Genomic DNA, 17790 nt, shown 5'->3' with positions numbered 1-17790 from the left:
AGGTTCTTGTAGGCAGGCAGCCAATAGTTGACCGCGAAGGGCGCTTGGTTGCATACGAGCTGCTTTTTCGCGGAAGCGACGCGTGCCTCAGTGCGAACTTTGCAGATGGGGCGGCTGCGACGTCCAATGTGATTCTCAACACAATCAGCGAATTCGGCGTTGATCGTGTGCTGGGCGATGTGGTCGGCTATGTCAATGTTGGCATGCAGGGTCTCGACCTGGATGTGCTGACAATATTGCCCCCCCACCGTTTTGCGCTGGAGCTGCTTGAGACAATCGAGTTCGATGACCCGACAATCGATCAATGCAAGGCCCTGCACGACTTCGGTTTCAAACTTGCTCTGGACGACGTGATCGATATTGACGCGATCCCACCCAGCATGCTCGAGTTGGCCGACGTCATCAAAGTGGACGTAAGCGCAACAAAGCCGGCTGATATCGAGCGAATCCTTGCTGCATCCAGGCGCTACCAGTGCACCGCGTTGGCGGAGAAGATCGAAACGCATGCACAGCACGTATCGCTGCATGCGCAAGGCTTTGATCTTTTTCAGGGATATTTCTTTGCGTTGCCGGAACTACTGTCTCAGCGTCGATTACCTCAATGCGCGAGCACGCTATTTGCGCTACTAAAAGCGTTGGCAGACGATCCGTCTATCACGCAACTGGAGAGCCTTGTAAAGAAGAGCCCACTACTGCTTACGCGACTGATGAAGCTTGCCCAATCGGCAGCCTATGGTGCAAATGAGCCCGTTGCCGTCACGGTGCGCGAAGCCATCATGCGCGTCGGGACGAAAACCCTGGGCCGCTGGGCCGAACTTCTTTTGTTTGCGAGCGATACAGACGCGGACTTGGCCAGCGATCCGCTCTTTCGCCTGGTCGCCGTGCGATCGAGGTTCATGGAACTCATGGCAAAAACTGTCGCGCCGGGCAACTACGCGCTCTCTGATGCGGCATATCAAACAGGGGTGTACTCCCTTTTGCATGCAGTCACAGGGCAAACTCAAAACGAGTTGCTCAAAGATTTCTCGATTCCTCTCGTGCAACGGCAAGCCATTGAGCATTACGAGGGGGTTCTCGGGCAAATCCTCTGTACTGCGGAAGGATTCGATTTCGGAAGTCGCGGCTCTTCCGCTATGGGTTCTCTGAACATATCGGACAGCACGAAGATGGCGTTGCACTGCCAGGCAACGCTCGGCGTTGCGCTGGATGTACGCGCCTGACCACGCGCGCTTGCTCAACTGTTCCCTACGTCCGGACGACCCCTCCTCTGCGGACGTTTTGCTCGCTTGCATAGCGAGCTTTTTTTTGGGTAATTCCTACCCAAACCGGACCAGAATGGGTTGAATGTCGAGGGTAGGAGTTACCTGCAGAAGCCCACGCAGCAACGGTTTCACGTCCTCATCGCGATGGTTGAAGCGGTCGCAAGTTTCAGCCAGATCTAAGCGGTCCCTGGAGAGGCCTGCGATGCATCCATCACCGTGACAGCTTCGTTAAGAAGCCCGCGCAGCCAACGCAGTCCCGGGTCGGATGTGCGATGCTGGTGCCATTGGACGGTCTGCTCCATGATCGGCACGGGAACAGGCAGCGGACGAATCGTGATGGGCAGGACGACTCAATCGGTCAGAGTTCGTCTTTCCTCGGTCAGTGCCGATCCCCCATCATTTGGCCTTGGTTCCGGATTTGGGGGTTCCATATGCCGCCATGAACACCGCGACTGCGCGGGCGATGATCTCAGATATGCGGGCGCGGCTGATGTCGACAGGCACACCGAAGAGGCACAGTTCCACGCATTCGGCCTCATACAGCGCATGTAGATGCGCTGCGGCGACGTCCGGGTTGGCGCGCTTTAGCTTGCCTGCTTTCATGGCCTCGGCGATAAACTCGGTCAACATCCCCCAGCCGATCTTGGGGCCGCGCTCATAAAAGGCGCACCCGAGGTCGGACCGATTGCCTTCGCCGATGGCCAGGCGGCGGATCGCAAGAATCGACGGTTGCAAGATGGCATTCAGGTAGTGCTCGCCAAACACGATAAGCGTGTCGGCGATCGGGCCAGTCGATTTCAACTGCGCAAAGGCATCGCGGATCTCGTCGGCGGCGGTGCCGCTCATGATCTCCGCGAACATCTCTTCCTTTGAGCTGAAATAGTTGTAGAGCGTCGCCTTGGATGCGCCTGAGCGGGCCGCGATATCTGACATCGAGGCCTGATCGAAACCGACCTCCATGAACACGCGAAAAGCGGCGTCAACAATGGCTTGCCGTTTCTCTTCTGTCTTTTTGCGCATGCATGTTTTCCTGATCCTGTGCCGCATCACCGCAGCGAAAGCGAGAGTGTATGCCATCGACCGCCCTGCAATGGCGCAGAGGCCAACGTCAGATGGCTTCGGTGGTCGCGGTCTGATGGATGTTCTCTATACCGTCAACGCACGCACGCAGACACGGCTGGATATCGATGTGCACACCGTCGGCCAACGCGCCGGTGTGCTCCCGCAATAGTCCGATGCCAACGGCATGCACATAGCGGGCGGCAGCCTCCGGTGTCATGTCGGCACGGAGTTGATTGCGCTTGCATGCGGCGCGCATCACGTAGCCTAGGTTTGCGATGGCGCGCGCCTTGAGGCGATCGATCTGGTCGATCGCGGGCTGAGGCCACTGGGCGCAATCGGCTTGCCGTAGAACAAGGCGCAACACTGGCCACTGCGGGTCGTCTTGCACGCATTGCATCCACTTGGCATGCAGGTGCGCATGGAGGTGTTGCAAGGGCCGCGGATGCATGGCGTAGCCCCACAGATCATCGCCGATGTCCAATGGCCAGCGCAGGCCGGCAAGAACGGCTGCCAAAAGTGCAGGCTTACCACCGAAATGCCCGTAAACCGCCCCACGGGTGACGCCCGCCTGAAGAGCCACATCCTCCAGGGTGGCGGCATGGACACCGTGCTGCGAGAACAGCGCAATGGCTGCATCGATGACGCGCTGGCGGGTCTGCGCTGCGCCGGCGGCGGTTCGTTTCGCCATCGATGCGATGCCTCAGACGCCGGAGGCCCGTGGCGTCGTGGTTGCGGCCGCTGCGGGCGTACCGGTGTTCTCTACCCAACCGCCGCCCAGCGTCTTGTAGAACGTTGCAAGGTTGGTAAAGCGGGACAGGCGCGTGCTGATCAGGTTTTGCTGCGCCGTATAGAGCGAGCGCTGCGCATCCAGCACGTTGAGGTAACTGTCGACGCCGCGCTTGAAGCGAGCGGTGGCAAGGACGTAGCTCTCGGCAGTGGCATCCACCAGCGATTGCTGCGCTTCGAGCTGCTGGCCCAGCGTGCTGCGCTGCGCCAGCGCATCGGACACTTCGCGGAATGCGGTCTGGATGGCCTTCTCGTACTGCGCCACGGCAATGTCGCGGTTCGTCTTTGCGATGTCCAGATTGGCCCGGTTGGCCCCGCCGTCAAAGATGGGCAACGAGATCTGCGGGCCGAAGCTCCACGCTCCCGAGCCCGCCTTGAACAGGCTCCCCAGGCTTGCGCTGGAAGTGCCCGCCGAACCCGTGAGACTGATGCTGGGGAAAAACGCCGCCCGTGCCGCACCGATGTTGGCATTGGCCGCCTTCAAATCATGCTCGGCCTGCAGGATGTCGGGCCGTCGCTGCAGCAGGTCGGACGACAAGCCGGGCGGAATGCTGGCGAGTACGCTGCCGGCAGCCGCCGATGTATCGGGCAGCGATTGGGGCAGTAGCTCGGCGGGCACATCGGTACCGACGAGCAGCACCAGCGCGTTGCGGTCCTGCGCGACCTGCGCCGTGTAGCGCTGGACGTCTACGCGGGCGCTGTCCACGCTTGTCTGCGACTGGCGCAGCGTCAGCTTGGACACGGTGCCCAGTTCGTAACTGCGCTGGTTGAGCCGGTAAGTGTTGCTTTGGCTGACGAGGGTGTCCTGCGCCAGCTTGAGTTGGTCCTGGTCTGCGGCAAGCGTCAGGTACGCAGTGGCGACCTCCGCAATCAGACTGATTTGGCTGCTGCGGCGCGCCTCCGCGGTGGAAAGGTACTGCTCCAGCGCCTGCGCGCTGAGACTGCGCACGCGCCCGAAGAAATCCAGTTCATAGGCGCTGAAACCTAGCGTGGCGCTGTAGCTATGTGCGACCAGCGGTTGTCCGATGCCAGAGAGACCGGCCGGCGTGCGACTGGCGTTCTCATTGCCACTGGCCTTGACGGAGGGGAACAGCGCAGCGTCCTGCACGCGATACTGGGCTCGGGCTTTCTCGATGTTGAGCACGGCGACGCGAAGATCCCGGTTATTCGCCAATGCCAGCTCAATGACCCGTTGCAAATGTGGATCGGTAAAGACTTCGCGCCAGCCAATCTGGGCTACCGGCGAGGCAGTCTCGCCAGCGGGGCTGTCTGCGGAAGGCGCTGCAGTAGCGACATCGGCAAAGGCCGTGGGCACAGGGGAGGCCGGCTGTTGGTAGGCCGGCATGAGGCTGCAGCCCGTCAGCATGGCGGCCAACGGGAGCAGTGTGGAGGAAAACGGAAAACGGTTCATCTCGAACGTCCTTACGAGGCAGCGGCGTCGGTCGGTTGGGCATGAACGGGCGCCGCAGCCGGCCCGCGCTTGAATAGCCCCCGCACAAGCACAAAGAACAGCGGCACGAAAAAGATGGCGAGCACTGTGCCGGACAACATGCCACCGATGACAGCGACACCGAGCGCGTGCTGTGCACCGGCGCCGGCACCTGTGCCCATCACCATTGGCACCACACCGAGGATGAACGCCAGGGACGTCATCAGAATCGGCCTCAGGCGCATGCGCACGGCCGCCATGGCGGCATCGACCAGGCTCTTGCCGTGCTCGTTGAGCTCCTTGGCGAATTCAACGATGAGGATCGCGTTCTTGCACGCCAGTCCGATGGTGGTCAGCAGGCCCACCTGGAAATACACGTCGTTCATCTTCCAGGTGAGCACGGCACCCAGCAGCGCACCGAACACGCCCAGCGGCACCACCATGATCACCGAGAAGGGGATCGCCCAGCTTTCGTACAGCGCGGCCAGACACAGGAACACGATCAGGATCGACAGCGTGTAGAGCAGGGTGGTTTGCCCAGTGGAGGCCTTCTCCTGCATCGAGAGGCCGGTCCACGCGTAGCCGATGCCCGCGGGCAGCTTGGCGACGGCATCTTCGACGATGGCCAGCGCTTCGCCACTGGAGGCTTTGCCCGGCATGCCCATACCCAGGATTTCCATTGATGGCACGCCGTTGTAGCGCTCCAGGCGGGGGGAACCCGACATCCAGTCGACCTTGGCGAACGCCGTGAAGGGGACCATGGTTCCGGCGCTATTGCGCACGTACCACTTGTCGATGTCGCCCGGGTTCATGCGGTAGGGCGCATCGGCCTGCAGCATGACTTTCTTGACGCGGCCCCGGTCGATGAAGTCGTTCACGTAGCTACTGCCCCAAGCGGTGGCAAGGGTGGTGTTGATATCGGAGATGGAGACACCGAGCGTTTCGGCTTTGTGCGCATCGATCTTGAGTTGAAACTCGGGCGTGTCTTCTTGCCCGTTGGGGCGTACGGCCACCAGGCGCTGGTCTTTGGATAGCGTACCGAGCAGCTGGTTACGGGCCTGCCTCAGAGCGTCGTGGCCGAGGTTGGCACGGTCTTGCAGCATCAGGTCAAAGCCGGTGGCGTTGCCCAGTTCTGCCACGGCGGGCGGCGCAAACGCGAACACCCGGGCATCGCGCAGAGTGGCAAAGAAGCCGAACGCCTTATCCACGACACCGTTGACGCTGAGCGCCTCGCCCTTGCGCTCGTTCCACGGGCGCAGCTTGACGAAGGCAAAGCCCATGTTCTGGCCGCTGCCTGCAAAGCTGAAACCCGCCACGGAGAACACGCCTGAAACTGCGTCCTTCTGGTCGACCAGGAAGTGGTGTTCCACTTGGCGCAGCACGTCTTCGGTGCGCGCATTGGTGGCGCCCGGCGGCAGCTGCGCCAGGACGAACAGCGAGCCCTGGTCTTCATCCGGCAGGAAGCCGACCGGCAGCTTCATGAAACCCACCACCACCAGCGCGAACAACACGCCGTAGACCACCATGTAGCGCCAGCCCTTGCCCAGCATGTGGCGCACGATGCCCTGATACCGCTGATTGCCGCGGTCGAAGGTCCGGTTGAACCAGCCGAAGAAGCCGGTGGTGGCCTGCACGTGGCCTTTCTCAACGGGCTTGAGCAGGGTGGCACAGAGGGCAGGGGTGAGCACCAGCGCCACCAGCACCGACAGCGTCATCGCCGACACAATCGTGATCGAGAACTGCCGGTAGATCACACCCGTCGAGCCCTTGAAGAACGCCATCGGCACGAACACAGCAGCCAGCACGAGGGCAACGCCGACCAGCGCGCCCGTGATCTGCCCCATCGACTTGCGCGTTGCCTCCTTGGGTGAGAGGCCTTCCTCACTCATCACGCGCTCGACGTTCTCCACCACCACGATGGCATCGTCGACCAGCAAGCCGATGGCCAGCACCATGGCAGACATAGTCAGTGTGTTAATGGTGAAACCGCACGTAGCCAGCACGCCAAACGTGCCCAGCAACACTACCGGCACCGCGATGGTCGGGATCAGCGTGGCGCGAAAATTCTGCAAGAACAGATACATCACCAGGAACACCAGCACGATGGCCTCAACCAGCGTGCGCACTACCTCTTCAATCGAGATGCGGACGAATGGCGTGGTGTCGTATGGCTTCTGCACCTTCATGCCTGGCGGGAAGAAGCGCTCAAGTTCGGTCACGCGGGCGTCGATCGCCTTGACGGTATCGAGTGCGTTGGCGCCTGTCGCCAGCTTGATCGCCAGGCCGGCGGCCGGCTTGCCGTTGTAGCGCCCGACCGTGTTGTAGTTCTCGCTCCCCAGCTCGATGCGGGCGACGTCGCGCAGGCGCACCTGCGAGCCATCGGTTTGCGTGCGTAGCAGGATGTTGCCGAATTCTTCGACAGTCTTGAGGCGCGTTTGCGAGGTGATGGTCGCATTGATCTGCTGTCCCGCCAATGCCGGCATGGCACCCAGTTGGCCTGCGGAGATCTGCGCGTTTTGCGCTTGGATGGCGTTCTTGACGTCCAGCGGCGTCAAACTGAAGTTGGAGAGCTTGTTCGGATCCAGCCAGATGCGCATGGCGTACTGCGAGCCGAACAGCGTCGTGTCACCCACTCCTTCCACCCGGCTGATCGCGTCCTGCACGTTGGCGGCCACATAGTCGGACAGGTCGGAGCCATTCATGCTGCCGTCTTCTGAAGTGAAGGCCAGCACGTTCAGGAAGTTCGTGGCGGATTTGGCCACCTGCACGCCTTGCTGTTGCACCTCCTGTGGCAGCAGCGGTGTGGCCAGCGCGAGTTTGTTCTGCACCTGCACCTGCGCGGTATCCGGGTCCGTGCCGTTTTCGAACGTCAGCGTAATGGTGGCGGTGCCAGAAGACTCGCTGGTGGACGCCATGTAGCTCAGGCGGTCCAACCCCTTCATCTTTTGTTCGATGATCTGGGTGACGGTGTCTTCCAGCGTTTTGGCCGATGCCCCCGGATACGTGGCCGTGATCGACACGGCCGGTGGTGCGATGCTCGGATACTGCGCGATGGGCAATGTCGCGATGGCCAACGCACCCGCCAGCATCACGATGATGGCCAACACCCACGCAAAAATGGGGCGGTCGATAAAGAAGCGTGCCATGGTGGTGTCCCGGATCAGTTAGCGGCCACGGTCGCCGGCTTGGAAGTGGATGGTGCGGGTGCCTTCGTTGTCCACGGGGTTGTCTTGACCTCTGCGCCGGGCAATGCACGCGGCAAACCGTCCACCACGAGTTGATCGCCCACGCGCAGGCCCGAGCGTACGAGCCATTGGTCGCCGACGGTGCGGTCGGTTTCCAGTGCACGCCGCTGCAGCTTGTGGTCGGCTCCCACCACATAGGCGAAGGGCTTGCCGGTGCTGTCGCGTGCCACGGCCTGCTGTGGTATGAGCACAGCCTCATCCTTCACGCCTTCGGCTAGCACCGCACGCACATACATGCCAGGGAGCAGCACTGCATTCGGGTTGGGAAACACTGCGCGCAGCGTCACCGAGCCGGTGTTCTGGTCGACCGTGACATCGGAAAACTCCAGCCTGCCTTCCAACGGATACGTGCTGCCGTCTTCCAGCTGCAACCGCACAGTGGCCGCATTGGCCCCGGCCTTTTGGAGGTCGCCTCGCGCCATCGCTTGTTTCAGGCGCAGCAGCGCGGCGCTGGGCTGCGTCACATCAACGTAGATCGGATCGAGCTGCTGAATCGTTGCCATCGCGGTGGTCTGGTTGGCGGTAACCAGGGCGCCGGGTGTCACGCTTGATTTGCCGATGCGCCCCGAGATAGGCGCGTCCACGCGGGCATAAGCCAGGTTGATGCGGCTTGTCTCTATGTTGGCTCGGGCGGCTGCCACATCGGCTTCGCCCTGAGCCAGGGCGGCCGCCGCGTCGTCGTAGTCCTGCTGGCTGACGGCCTGGATGGCCACGAGCTCCTTGTAGCGCTCGGCTTTCAGGCGCGTGCTCTTGAGGTTGGCTTGCGCCTTGGCCAGCGCGGCCACATTGCTGTCGTAGGTGGCTTGGTAAGTGGCGGGGTCGATCTGGTAGAGCGGCTCACCCGCCTTGACGTCGCTGCCTTCGCGGAACTTGCGTGCCTTGATGATGCCGTTGACCTGCGGCCGCACATCGGCAATCTGGAATGGAACGGTGCGGCCGGGCAGCTCTGTACTGAGTGCCACGCGCTGCGACTGTACGGTCACCACACCCATGGTTGGCGTGCCCTCCGCCGGGGGCGCGCCACCGGGCGGCTTGCCGCAGGCAGCAAGTAAAGACGCTGCCGCAAGCGCGGCCAGCAATGAGGGGATAGCAGATGGAGTCGAGTACATGACAGCTTCCTAAGTATTCGGGGCACCGCGAGATAAAACTAAACTGAACGGTATAGTATAAATATGATTTGATGGGGTCAAGACCGTGCGCTTTCCAGATCGGAAATGGTGCGTTGCGGCTTTGTTACGTTCGTTTCGATAGACCGTCGTCCGCATCAGAACCCGCACCCGTGACCGGGCGAAACGCAGGCGTGCTGGCACCGTCGGGCCGGAGGTGGTGTTGCCCGGCAGCTGGCGGGATCTGCCAGTACGAAACTCCCGCCGAGCGCGTACGGAGGCATTTGGAGTGAGCGATTGAGGGGCTGCCAGCGGCGTTGGCAACGGGTTGTTAGTGCTCTTTTCCCGCTCACAGTGTCCGGGCGTACGCGCCAAGACCCTCAAATAATCTCAGCACGCCCGTCCGATTCTTGACACGCATGAAGGGGGCGTGGGATACGACACGTGCAAACGAGGCACCCCACTTCCGTGGGGGGATGACTGGCCCCTGTGTCAGTGCCGCAGATTTGACGACAACAAGAAGTCGGGAGGGTGTATGAGCAACAAACAGGTATCACGAGACCCGCTGGCGGGCTCCAGAGCAAACCATTGGCGCGGCCACTTCACGATCGGGCGAGGGTCTTCAGGGCGAGCCGCATGAACGACGCTTCGACCTTTAACGGCTCGTCCAGGCTCTGCGGATCGCCTGCGGCGCGCTGAGCACTGCACAGATAGCAGTGGTGGGTCCCTGGCGGCGGAACGCTCCGTCGCCTTGCGCGTACTCGCAAATCACGGCACGCACTCGCGGGCTGCCTTTGTCTCTCTTGATCGTGAAAACCACCATGTTGCTGACAAGCAAACAATTCTTCGCAACCATTTCCGCCGCCTTGCTGCTGGGTGCGTGCGGTGGCGGCGGGAGTGATGCCACAACAAGCGCGCTCTCAACCGGCACGAGTTCGACCTCCCCCGGCGCGGGTGCCACGCCAAGCCCAACGGATGGTTCCGGCGGCACGTCTGGCTCGACGGCGTCCGTGGCACCGTCCGCCGGTTGGGCCAACGTCAAGATGGGCGGCGGCGGGTACGTGCCGGGGGTGGTCTACCACCCGACCGTGGCCAACTTGCGCTATGCGAGAACAGACGTCGCCGGTGCCTACCGCTGGGACAACACTGCCGGCAACTGGACCGCAATGACCGACGGCTTCAGTCGCCTTGATGGCGGATACGTGGGTGTCGAAAGCCTGGCTGTGAATCCGTCGAATGCCAATGCGGTCTACATGACAACGGGCATGTACGCGTCATCCGGAAACGGGCGTTTCTACTACTCGTCCAATCAGGGCAACACGTGGAACTACGTGACGCTGCCCTTTCCGGTGGGATCGAACAACCAGGGCAGGGCGGTCGGCGAGCGACTGGTAGTTGACCCGAATCGGCCTTCGACCATGTTCTATGCGTCTCGCACTGCCGGGCTCTGGAAAAGCACGGACTCCGGCATGCATTGGAGCCAGGTCAGCTCGCTGTCGTCCTACGTCATGACCTCGACCGATATCTCCAGCGCCAGCCAGGGGAGCCCTATCGGCGTCGAGTTTGTTGTGCTGGACGCCACCGTTCCAACCATAGGCTTTACGCCGACCGGCAACGCGACGCCAACGATTTACGTGGGTGTGGCACCCGACTACAAGAGCCTGGCGGGGCTCGGCGCCTACCTCTACAAGTCGATCGATGGCGGTTCAACGTGGTCGGGCGTTGCGCTTCCCACTGCGGTCACCAGCGCCATTGCGAGCAACCAGATACATATTCCGCATCTGGCCCGTGCAGCTGACGGCATGCTGTACGTCCCATTCACGACCGGACCGGGCCCGGGTAGCGGTGGGCCGTCGCTCCTTTACAAGTTTGACGGCGGCGCGACGTGGACAAAGCTGATCGCCTCTGGCGAGGGCCAGTACTACGGCGGTATCGGTGGCATTTCGGTGCAAGGCAGCGGTGCGATGACGGAAATTGCATTTGGCGTGTCGGGCACATGGGGCGACTCGGCATGGGTGCAGGTTGCCATGCGCTCGGCCGATGGTGGCCAGACTTGGTCGGAGTTCGGCAGGTCAGGCGATGTGAACGGAACCCACAATTTCCATGACGCATCTGGCACGACAGGCGCTTCGTCGCCCGAGTATTGGGGCTGGACAGACGACCTCCAGATCGATCCCTTCAATCCCGATCATGTGTCTTATGTGACTGGCGGCGGTGTGTGGTCGACGCGCGATGCGTTCTCCTCGTCAACACCGCACTGGAGTTTCGACGTCAACGGGATCGAGGAGATGATCAACCTCGCGATGGTGGCGCCGCCGCCTGGCGCATCCTATGTACTCGCCAGCGGGCAAGGGGATACTGGCCTCTATGTCCACACGTCGTTGACCGCGGCCGCGACGCGATCCCCGAACCTCGGTGCATCGCCACCCCTTGGGAAGGGCGGTAACGGAACGGGCATCGACATGGCTTGGAACAATCCGGCCTACATCGCCGCAGTCGGCACGTTCGGTACCTCCAAGGGGGCCTATTCGACCGACGCCGGCGCCAGCTGGACGAGCTTTGCCAGCGTGCCTCCGGTGGCAGCGACGCACTCGGGCGATCAATCCAGCGTGGTGGTTACGGCGGATGGCGCCAGCGTGATCTGGGCAATTGCCGGTGCGGTGCCGTACTACACCACCGACAGCGGCGCCACATGGACCGCGACCAACCTGCCAGCTCCTGCGGTCGCGTATCACATGGCGGCTGACCGCAAGAACCCGCGCAAGGTCTACGCCTACGAGCACGGCGGCAACTGGTGGTACCCGTCCAATTCCGGCAAGTTCTACTACTCAACCGACGGTGGGCACACCTTTAGTGCCAGTTCACAAACCTGGGCGCCCAATGGCTTCAATGTGACGGACTTGGCGGTCAACCCCTTTGCCGAAGGCGACCTCTGGCTGGCCGACGCCAACAATCTCTGGCATTCCGTCGATTCCGGCGCCACATGGACGAAGCTGACCGGTATGGCAACGGTGGGCGCGGAACCCACCAACGTACACGGCGCCATCAAGGTCGCCCTGGGTGTGCCGGCAACTGGCGCCGCTTACACGGCAGCCGTCTATCTGGTGGGTACGGTCAACGGCAAGGACGCTGTGTATCGCTCGGACGACAAGGGCGCAACGTGGGTCCGTATCGACGATGACAACCATCGCTACGGAGGCGTCTCGCGGATTGTCGCGGACACCGGCGTCTACGGTCGCCTGTTCATGTCGGGCCGAGGCATGCTCTACAACTACTGAACGACGAGTGCCGACGTTTGATGGCGCTGGGGAGCGTGCAGTGCGCCAATCCCAAAAGGGCCTATCTCCTGGCGCACCATGCAATACGTGCACGGCGGCAGAGCACGCCGTGCCGATATGGCGATCCTATGCGGCGGACGAGTGGGCAGTCGACATTGCTCAAAGCTGCTACCGAGCTTCAATCGTCCTTTGTCTTTCTCAGAATAAAGATGGCGAGGCGACGCACGGTCGCTTTTCAAGCTTTCGGGCGCCCCTCGGCCATTAAGAAAGTACAGAGAAGATCTTAGTGCTTCTGTACTTTTGCGCTGCCAGCAATATCGTCAGCCGTCGACTTGATCTTATGGGCGAGGTTTGAGAAGAATGCATCCATCTTGTGCGTTGCATTCTCGAGGTTTTGATTCGGAAGCTTGTCGGGGCCGCCCGCAATCTTCGGCGGGTGGGAAACGTGGTGACCGGTGAGTGCGTTCGAAATCTTGCTGAAAATGCTCATGTTAACTCCTGGTTAAATAAATCAAGTGACCGAATAATTGGCTGGTCAGGTAAGAATTTAATCCAGGTTTCCGAAGGCGCAGGCAAGATTTCCGAATATATCAAGACAGGCGCGAAATTCCGGCTCGTAGCGCTGAAATGCCGCTTGTTTTGTGCGTGAAAACGGATAGGTCGACGGCCTGATTGTGGTGTGGGCCATATTTTTCGGGTGCGGCTGCATCTTTTCGCCGTTGTCGTTATTAATCCATTTTCGCCGACTTAACCTATTTGAGCCAGACCGATTGTGCCTAAGGGTTGTTCCCGCATGGCGGTTTCATCGGGTCCGGAAGAGGTTATCTTATTTTGTTCAACGCCTTAAACAGGAAAAAATCATGAAGAACGTGATCTGCTGCTTTCTCCTCGCTTTGACCAGCACCATCTTTGCGCAATCGTCGTACGCTCAGGCCGCCGATATGAGCAGCAGTCAGCAAGGTAGCGGCGTCTCCGATATGCAATCGTCTTCGGATAGCGACATCGCGGGCTCAGCTGCCTGCATGGGCTGCCACTGAGGCCCCTGAAGACGTGAGCTGAGTGCAGCTCCGTGGGGCCGACGTCAGCACAGTCCTGCAGGTGGTGATAAGACCATTTGCAGGGCTTCCACTACACGTCGGCGCCGCCCAATCGGCAATCCGAAGCATCACCGCGCTCAGGTTCAGGATCAGTTGACTGAATCCGAACCACCAATTGTCCGATGGCCGATCGGGATTCGATCCCAAGCTTATCGAAGATCCTCGCCACGTAAATTCTGACTGTCCAATAGCTGATCTTCAGCGTCATGGCGATCTGCTTGTCGGACATGCCCTGCAAGATCAGATGGCTGACTTCAGCTTCTCGCCAGGTCATGTCGAAGTACTGGACAAACCAAGCAGCTGACCCGACAGTGTCCGCCAAGAGATGTACGGTGGTACAGCCGTGGATCGGGCCAGCGCCATCCTTCCAACGTTCGACACAGAGCACGAAGCCGCTCCACGTCATATCAGCCGGGAGCCCTTCACCGATGCGGCATAGCAAGCCGCACAGAGCATCTCGTCTTTCTCTTCCAAGACTTGCCAGTAGCGTGCGTGCCCGGCGATTGGGCTGTGGGGGCTGTCCAGGCTTCAGCACAAAACGCAGGTTGCCCGCTGAGACTGCATTGCTTTGCGGGCGGCTCGCTTGACGCAGTCGATGCGCGTTCAGCAGATAGGGCTGGAGCAATTGAAGCAGCGTCTGCTCGCGCACGCCAAAGCGTTTTTTTGCATCGCTGGTACCGAACCTGTAGTCGAGCAGCATGCCCGCGCCGTCCTCCACAGACAGGCTAATGCCAGGATAAGTCCGGTGGCGCGTCAGAAAATCAGCGAAGTACTCTGTGCGCTTGAGCGCACGGTAGTCCATCAGGCTTTCGACGATTAATGGCCCTGGGCAGCCCCGTAGCAGTGGCGAAATTGGGTCTACGGTCTGGAAGTGGCGTCGGTATTCCGCATGCATGCTGTCGTCGCGACCCCAGCCGCCTGGCTCCTCCAGTACGCGTCCTCCTTCACGCCAAACCAGGTGCCCGACAACGTCAACATGGAGAAGCGAGCCGAGCGCTCCGACGAGATCCGGGCGATGTACAAAACTATGTGAAGACGCCTGTTGCAGTTCTGTAGCAACGTGCAACAAGGCGCGGACATCATCTGTGGAGAGGGTCATCATGCGGCCGGGTGAAGAACGGGTCAGCGATCGCGCCGGTGGCCCTTGGATCCGGCTTCGATTGAGCCGGCCATCGGTTTCATACATTCGTGGCGGCGTGGGCCACCCCTGAGAACCGGGTCGCTCACGCGCAAGTCGACGCCGTTCCTCAGGGGCATCACTCAACTGGGCGTGACGGATGTGTCCTGACCGTTGACGCGGACGATTACCGGTTGCTTGTTGGGTGCCTTGTCGGCAACGATGGTGTACGAGACGACTTGCCCGTTGCTCCATTCGCAGTCCACCCGATATCCACCACGCGCCCGCAGGCCCTTGAATCGCCCAGCGGATTTCCATGCGGCAGGGCACGCTGGCAGCAGCACGATCTTCCCCTCGTGGCTTTGCAGCAGCATTTCGGTCACCGCACCGCTGATGCCTAGGTTGCCATCGATCTGGAAGGGCGGATGATTGCAGAACAAGTTCGATAGCGTGTTGTAAGTCAAGAGGCCTCTGAGCATGATCTGGGCACGCTCGGCGTCTCCGAGTCGCGCAAAAAGAGCGCAACGCCACGGCCACGTCCACGAACGCCGGCTATCGCCGGAGACCGTTCCCGCGGTGAACGTAATGTTGCTTCCGGGTGGCTCACCGCAACGGGCCTTCAGCGAGACGAGCGCGGCTGCAGCGAAGGCTGGTGTTTTGGACGGGCTGATTTGGCGTCCCGGATATACCGCGAAGAGGTGGGATGTATGACGGTGAATGTCCGTCGGATCGTCGCGGTCGGTTTGCCACTCTTGTAGTTGCCCCCAACTGCCGATCTTGTTTGGCGCCAGATCCGCCTGCATTTGAGCGACGGTCGCTCGGTAGGCCGAATCGACGTTCAGTTTGGCAGCGGCATCCTGATAGTTCTGGAACAGGTCCCAAATGATCTGCTGGTCGTACATCACCCCGTCTTCGCGCGGTCCGTGCTCGGGCGACCATCCGTTTGGCGAGACCAGCGTCCCATTGGGCAGCCTCTTCAAGCGGTCTTCCCAAAACTGGCAAATCTCCTTGATAAGCGGATAGGCGATGTTCCGCAGATAGTCGATGTCCTGCGTGAATGCGAAGTGCTCGTACAAATGTTGAGCATACCAGGCGCTGGCGACCGTGTTCCACTCCCAACCGTTCCCGCCGAAGATGCTTTGACTGGTTCTAGCTGTCCAACCCCGGTTCGCGCCCAATGCCGCCTTTGAGGCAGCTCGGCTGGGCCCGGCAACCTGGGCGATGAAGTTGACAAGAGGCAGATGACAGGAGGGCAGATTCGTGCTTTCGGTCCCCCAGTAGTTCATCTGTATGTTGATGTTGGTGTGGTAGTCGCTCGCCCATGCAGGTTGGTTGTCCTGATTCCAGAGTCCCTGAAGGTTCGCCGGCAGTCCATTCGGTCTCGACGAGCTGACGAGCAGGTAGCGGCTGTAATCGAACATGGTCTGCTCCAGCGATGGGTCTGCAGCCCCGGCGGCATAGGCGGCCCTTCGCTGGTCGGTAGGCAGAGCCGCCGTTGCAGAATCGGTGTTCCCCCAGTTGACCGAGGCTGTGGAGACCATCGCGCTGAAATCGGTGACGTGCGAGTCGCGCAGTGTGCCGTAGCTCTTCGCAGCGGCTGCGGCCAGAGCAGCCGAAACAGCCGGCTGAGGATCGCCGCCGCGCCACCCCGACGCGTAATCCATTTTGTAGTTGGTGCGTGCATCGAGAATGAGCAGAAGGCTCGTGCAACCACTGAACGCCAGCGCGCTACCCACCGCAGAGAGTTGTCCCCCCGTCGCGATGACCTGAATTCCGCAGGCGTACTTGAGTGCGTTGGCCATCGTCCCGGAAAACGTCAACCGCCCGGTGTTCGGATCCACGCGCGTGCTGGCGCCTTGATCAGATGTCAGATTGATCCGTCCAGAGAGACCCTGCGTGCCGCTGGCGACGTAGCGGAACACCATCACGTCATCGACCTTGCTGGCGAAGGCTTCACGCGTGATCTGAAGATTGCCGATGCCGAAGGTGGTGGCATGAATCGCACTCCCTAAGTCGAGGGCGCGGCGATATTCCGAGACTGCGACACACGACGCCGTCGTAAAACCGTCACCCGTCAGCGCGATCTCCGCCACCTGGAAGTGGCTGACACCAGCCCTGGGCGTAAAGGTGAACCGGTACAAGCTGTAAGCGGTGGTGTTTTGAAAGCTGAACGTTTGCGCAAGCTTTCGGCTCGGAAAAGGCGCATTCGGCGCGCGGGAGTCCAGCGTGGTCCAGCTGATGCCGTCGTTCGAGCCCGACAGTGTCCATTGCTGCGGATCGCGCTCCGGTACATCGTTGGCGCTGGTCAACGTGTAGGCGTTGATCGCAGCCGGGCGCGGCAAACGCGCCTGCCACATGACCGAAGAACCCGGCTGCTCGATGCACCACTTGGTATCGGGCGATTGGTCCGACGTCTTGAGCAAATCCTCACCACCCGTGCTGCTGCCCGCAGCTTGTCCGGTCGGCGACGACAGATACAGCGGACGCGGCTCACCCAGGCTCACGCCGGCCAGCCCGATTTCCGCCACCTGGAAGTGGCTGACGCCGGCCTTCGGTACAAAGCTAAAGCGATAGAACCGGTAGGCCGTGTTATTGGTGAAGTTGAATGACCTGGTGAGAAATCGGCTCGCGAACGGCGCATCGAGCGTGCGCGAGTCCAACGTCACCCAACTGTTACCGTCATTGGATCCGCTCAAGGTCCATTGCTGGGGGTCGCGCTCGGGGACGTCGTTGGCGCTGGTCAGCGAATAAGTCGCAACCGCGGCCGGTGTCGACAACTCGGCCTGCCAAGTCACCAGATTGCCAGGGCTATCGATGCACCATTTAGTGCCGGTGTTTCCGTCGACGCTTTGTGCTACGCCTTCAGCAGCGCTACTACTGCCCTGCGCGGACCAGCCAATCACCGCAGCGCGGGGGACGAAGTCGAGCACAACGTTTCCGAACGAACGATAACTTCCGAAGCCGGTCACGCTCGTGTCGAAGGCCTCGTCGTTCTGGCCAGCGGTGGCATTGTCGTAGTTGTTGATCCCTCCCCATAGGCTTTGCTCATTGAATTGAATGCGCTCGGACAACGGTCCTCCGAACAGCATGGCGCCCAAACGTGCATTTCCAATGGGCAAGGCTTCGGACTGCCAGCCCGTTGCCGCACTGCCATACCAGAGACTCCGGCCCAGCGGTTGTGCGGCCGTGGCGCCTTGCGTAAGGGCCTGTGATAGGGCGGCCGGGCGCAATGCTGCGCTCTCTGGACTTGCTGATTCGGCTTCGCCGTCCCCGCCGCAGGCATGGAGCAGGGGAGTCGCCGCAATGGCGCCGCCCAACTTCAGAATCGCACGGCGGTGCGGGTCGTATTTGATCGTCATTCAGATGTCTCCTTCACGTCGCGCAGCCACGAGCGGTCGGTCATCGAAC

Annotated in this window: 11 protein-coding genes; 3 read left to right on the top strand and 8 right to left on the bottom strand. The window is 61.1% G+C overall.

The window, feature by feature from the left end; translation table 11 throughout:
* Positions 1 to 44 precede the first annotated feature (44 nt).
* Positions 45 to 1220 (top strand): EAL and HDOD domain-containing protein, encoded by a 1176-nt coding sequence (locus ACTJK4_RS10715; protein WP_440817905.1) that lies wholly within the window; start codon positions 45 to 47, stop codon positions 1218 to 1220.
* A 438-nt stretch (positions 1221 to 1658) separates the two neighbouring features.
* On the opposite strand, the gene ACTJK4_RS10710 is transcribed toward ACTJK4_RS10715, so the two are convergent.
* From ACTJK4_RS10710 to ACTJK4_RS10690, 5 genes are all read right to left on the bottom strand, one after another.
* Positions 1659 to 2282 (bottom strand): TetR/AcrR family transcriptional regulator, encoded by a 624-nt coding sequence (locus tag ACTJK4_RS10710; RefSeq protein WP_232039494.1) that lies wholly within the window; start codon positions 2280 to 2282, stop codon positions 1659 to 1661.
* 88 nt (positions 2283 to 2370) lie between these two features.
* A complete protein-coding gene (locus ACTJK4_RS10705) occupies positions 2371 to 3012 on the bottom strand; it encodes a TetR family transcriptional regulator (protein ID WP_440817904.1) in 642 nt (213 codons plus the stop codon).
* 12 nt (positions 3013 to 3024) lie between these two features.
* A complete protein-coding gene (gene adeC, locus ACTJK4_RS10700; protein WP_440817903.1) occupies positions 3025 to 4521 on the bottom strand; it encodes an AdeC/AdeK/OprM family multidrug efflux complex outer membrane factor in 1497 nt (498 codons plus the stop codon).
* Positions 4522 to 4532: 11 nt separating this feature from the next.
* Positions 4533 to 7685 carry an efflux RND transporter permease subunit gene (locus tag ACTJK4_RS10695; protein ID WP_440817902.1) on the bottom strand — a complete coding sequence of 1051 codons (3153 nt, stop codon included), beginning with the start codon at positions 7683 to 7685 and terminating at the stop codon, positions 4533 to 4535.
* A gap of 14 nt (positions 7686 to 7699) precedes the next feature.
* A complete protein-coding gene (locus ACTJK4_RS10690; RefSeq protein WP_440817901.1) occupies positions 7700 to 8893 on the bottom strand; it encodes an efflux RND transporter periplasmic adaptor subunit in 1194 nt (397 codons plus the stop codon).
* An 818-nt stretch (positions 8894 to 9711) separates the two neighbouring features.
* On the opposite strand from ACTJK4_RS10690, the gene ACTJK4_RS10685 reads away from it, so the two are divergent.
* The gene (locus ACTJK4_RS10685; RefSeq protein ID WP_440817900.1) at positions 9712 to 12168 is read left to right on the top strand and encodes a VPS10 domain-containing protein; all 2457 of its coding nucleotides are present in this window, start codon (positions 9712 to 9714) and stop codon (positions 12166 to 12168) included.
* 283 nt (positions 12169 to 12451) lie between these two features.
* Here ACTJK4_RS10685 and ACTJK4_RS10680 read toward each other — a convergent pair whose 3' ends face one another.
* The gene (locus ACTJK4_RS10680) at positions 12452 to 12658 is read right to left on the bottom strand and encodes a hypothetical protein (protein ID WP_232039501.1); all 207 of its coding nucleotides are present in this window, start codon (positions 12656 to 12658) and stop codon (positions 12452 to 12454) included.
* A 370-nt stretch (positions 12659 to 13028) separates the two neighbouring features.
* Between ACTJK4_RS10680 and ACTJK4_RS10675 the strand changes: the two genes are divergently transcribed.
* Positions 13029 to 13205 carry a hypothetical protein gene (locus tag ACTJK4_RS10675; protein WP_414562199.1) on the top strand — a complete coding sequence of 59 codons (177 nt, stop codon included), beginning with the start codon at positions 13029 to 13031 and terminating at the stop codon, positions 13203 to 13205.
* 91 nt (positions 13206 to 13296) lie between these two features.
* On the opposite strand, the gene ACTJK4_RS10670 is transcribed toward ACTJK4_RS10675, so the two are convergent.
* Positions 13297 to 14367 carry a helix-turn-helix transcriptional regulator gene (locus ACTJK4_RS10670; RefSeq protein ID WP_440817899.1) on the bottom strand — a complete coding sequence of 357 codons (1071 nt, stop codon included), beginning with the start codon at positions 14365 to 14367 and terminating at the stop codon, positions 13297 to 13299.
* 158 nt (positions 14368 to 14525) lie between these two features.
* On the bottom strand, positions 14526 to 17741 hold the full coding sequence (locus tag ACTJK4_RS10665) for a glycosyl hydrolase family 95 catalytic domain-containing protein (protein WP_440817898.1): 3216 nt from the start codon (positions 17739 to 17741) through the stop codon (positions 14526 to 14528).
* Positions 17742 to 17790: the final 49 nt, after the last annotated feature.

Origin of the sequence: Ralstonia sp. 22111, from assembly GCF_052045895.1 — a bacterium.
Lineage (GTDB): Bacteria > Pseudomonadota > Gammaproteobacteria > Burkholderiales > Burkholderiaceae > Ralstonia > Ralstonia wenshanensis.
This window is presented reverse-complemented; position numbering and strand designations above follow the sequence as displayed.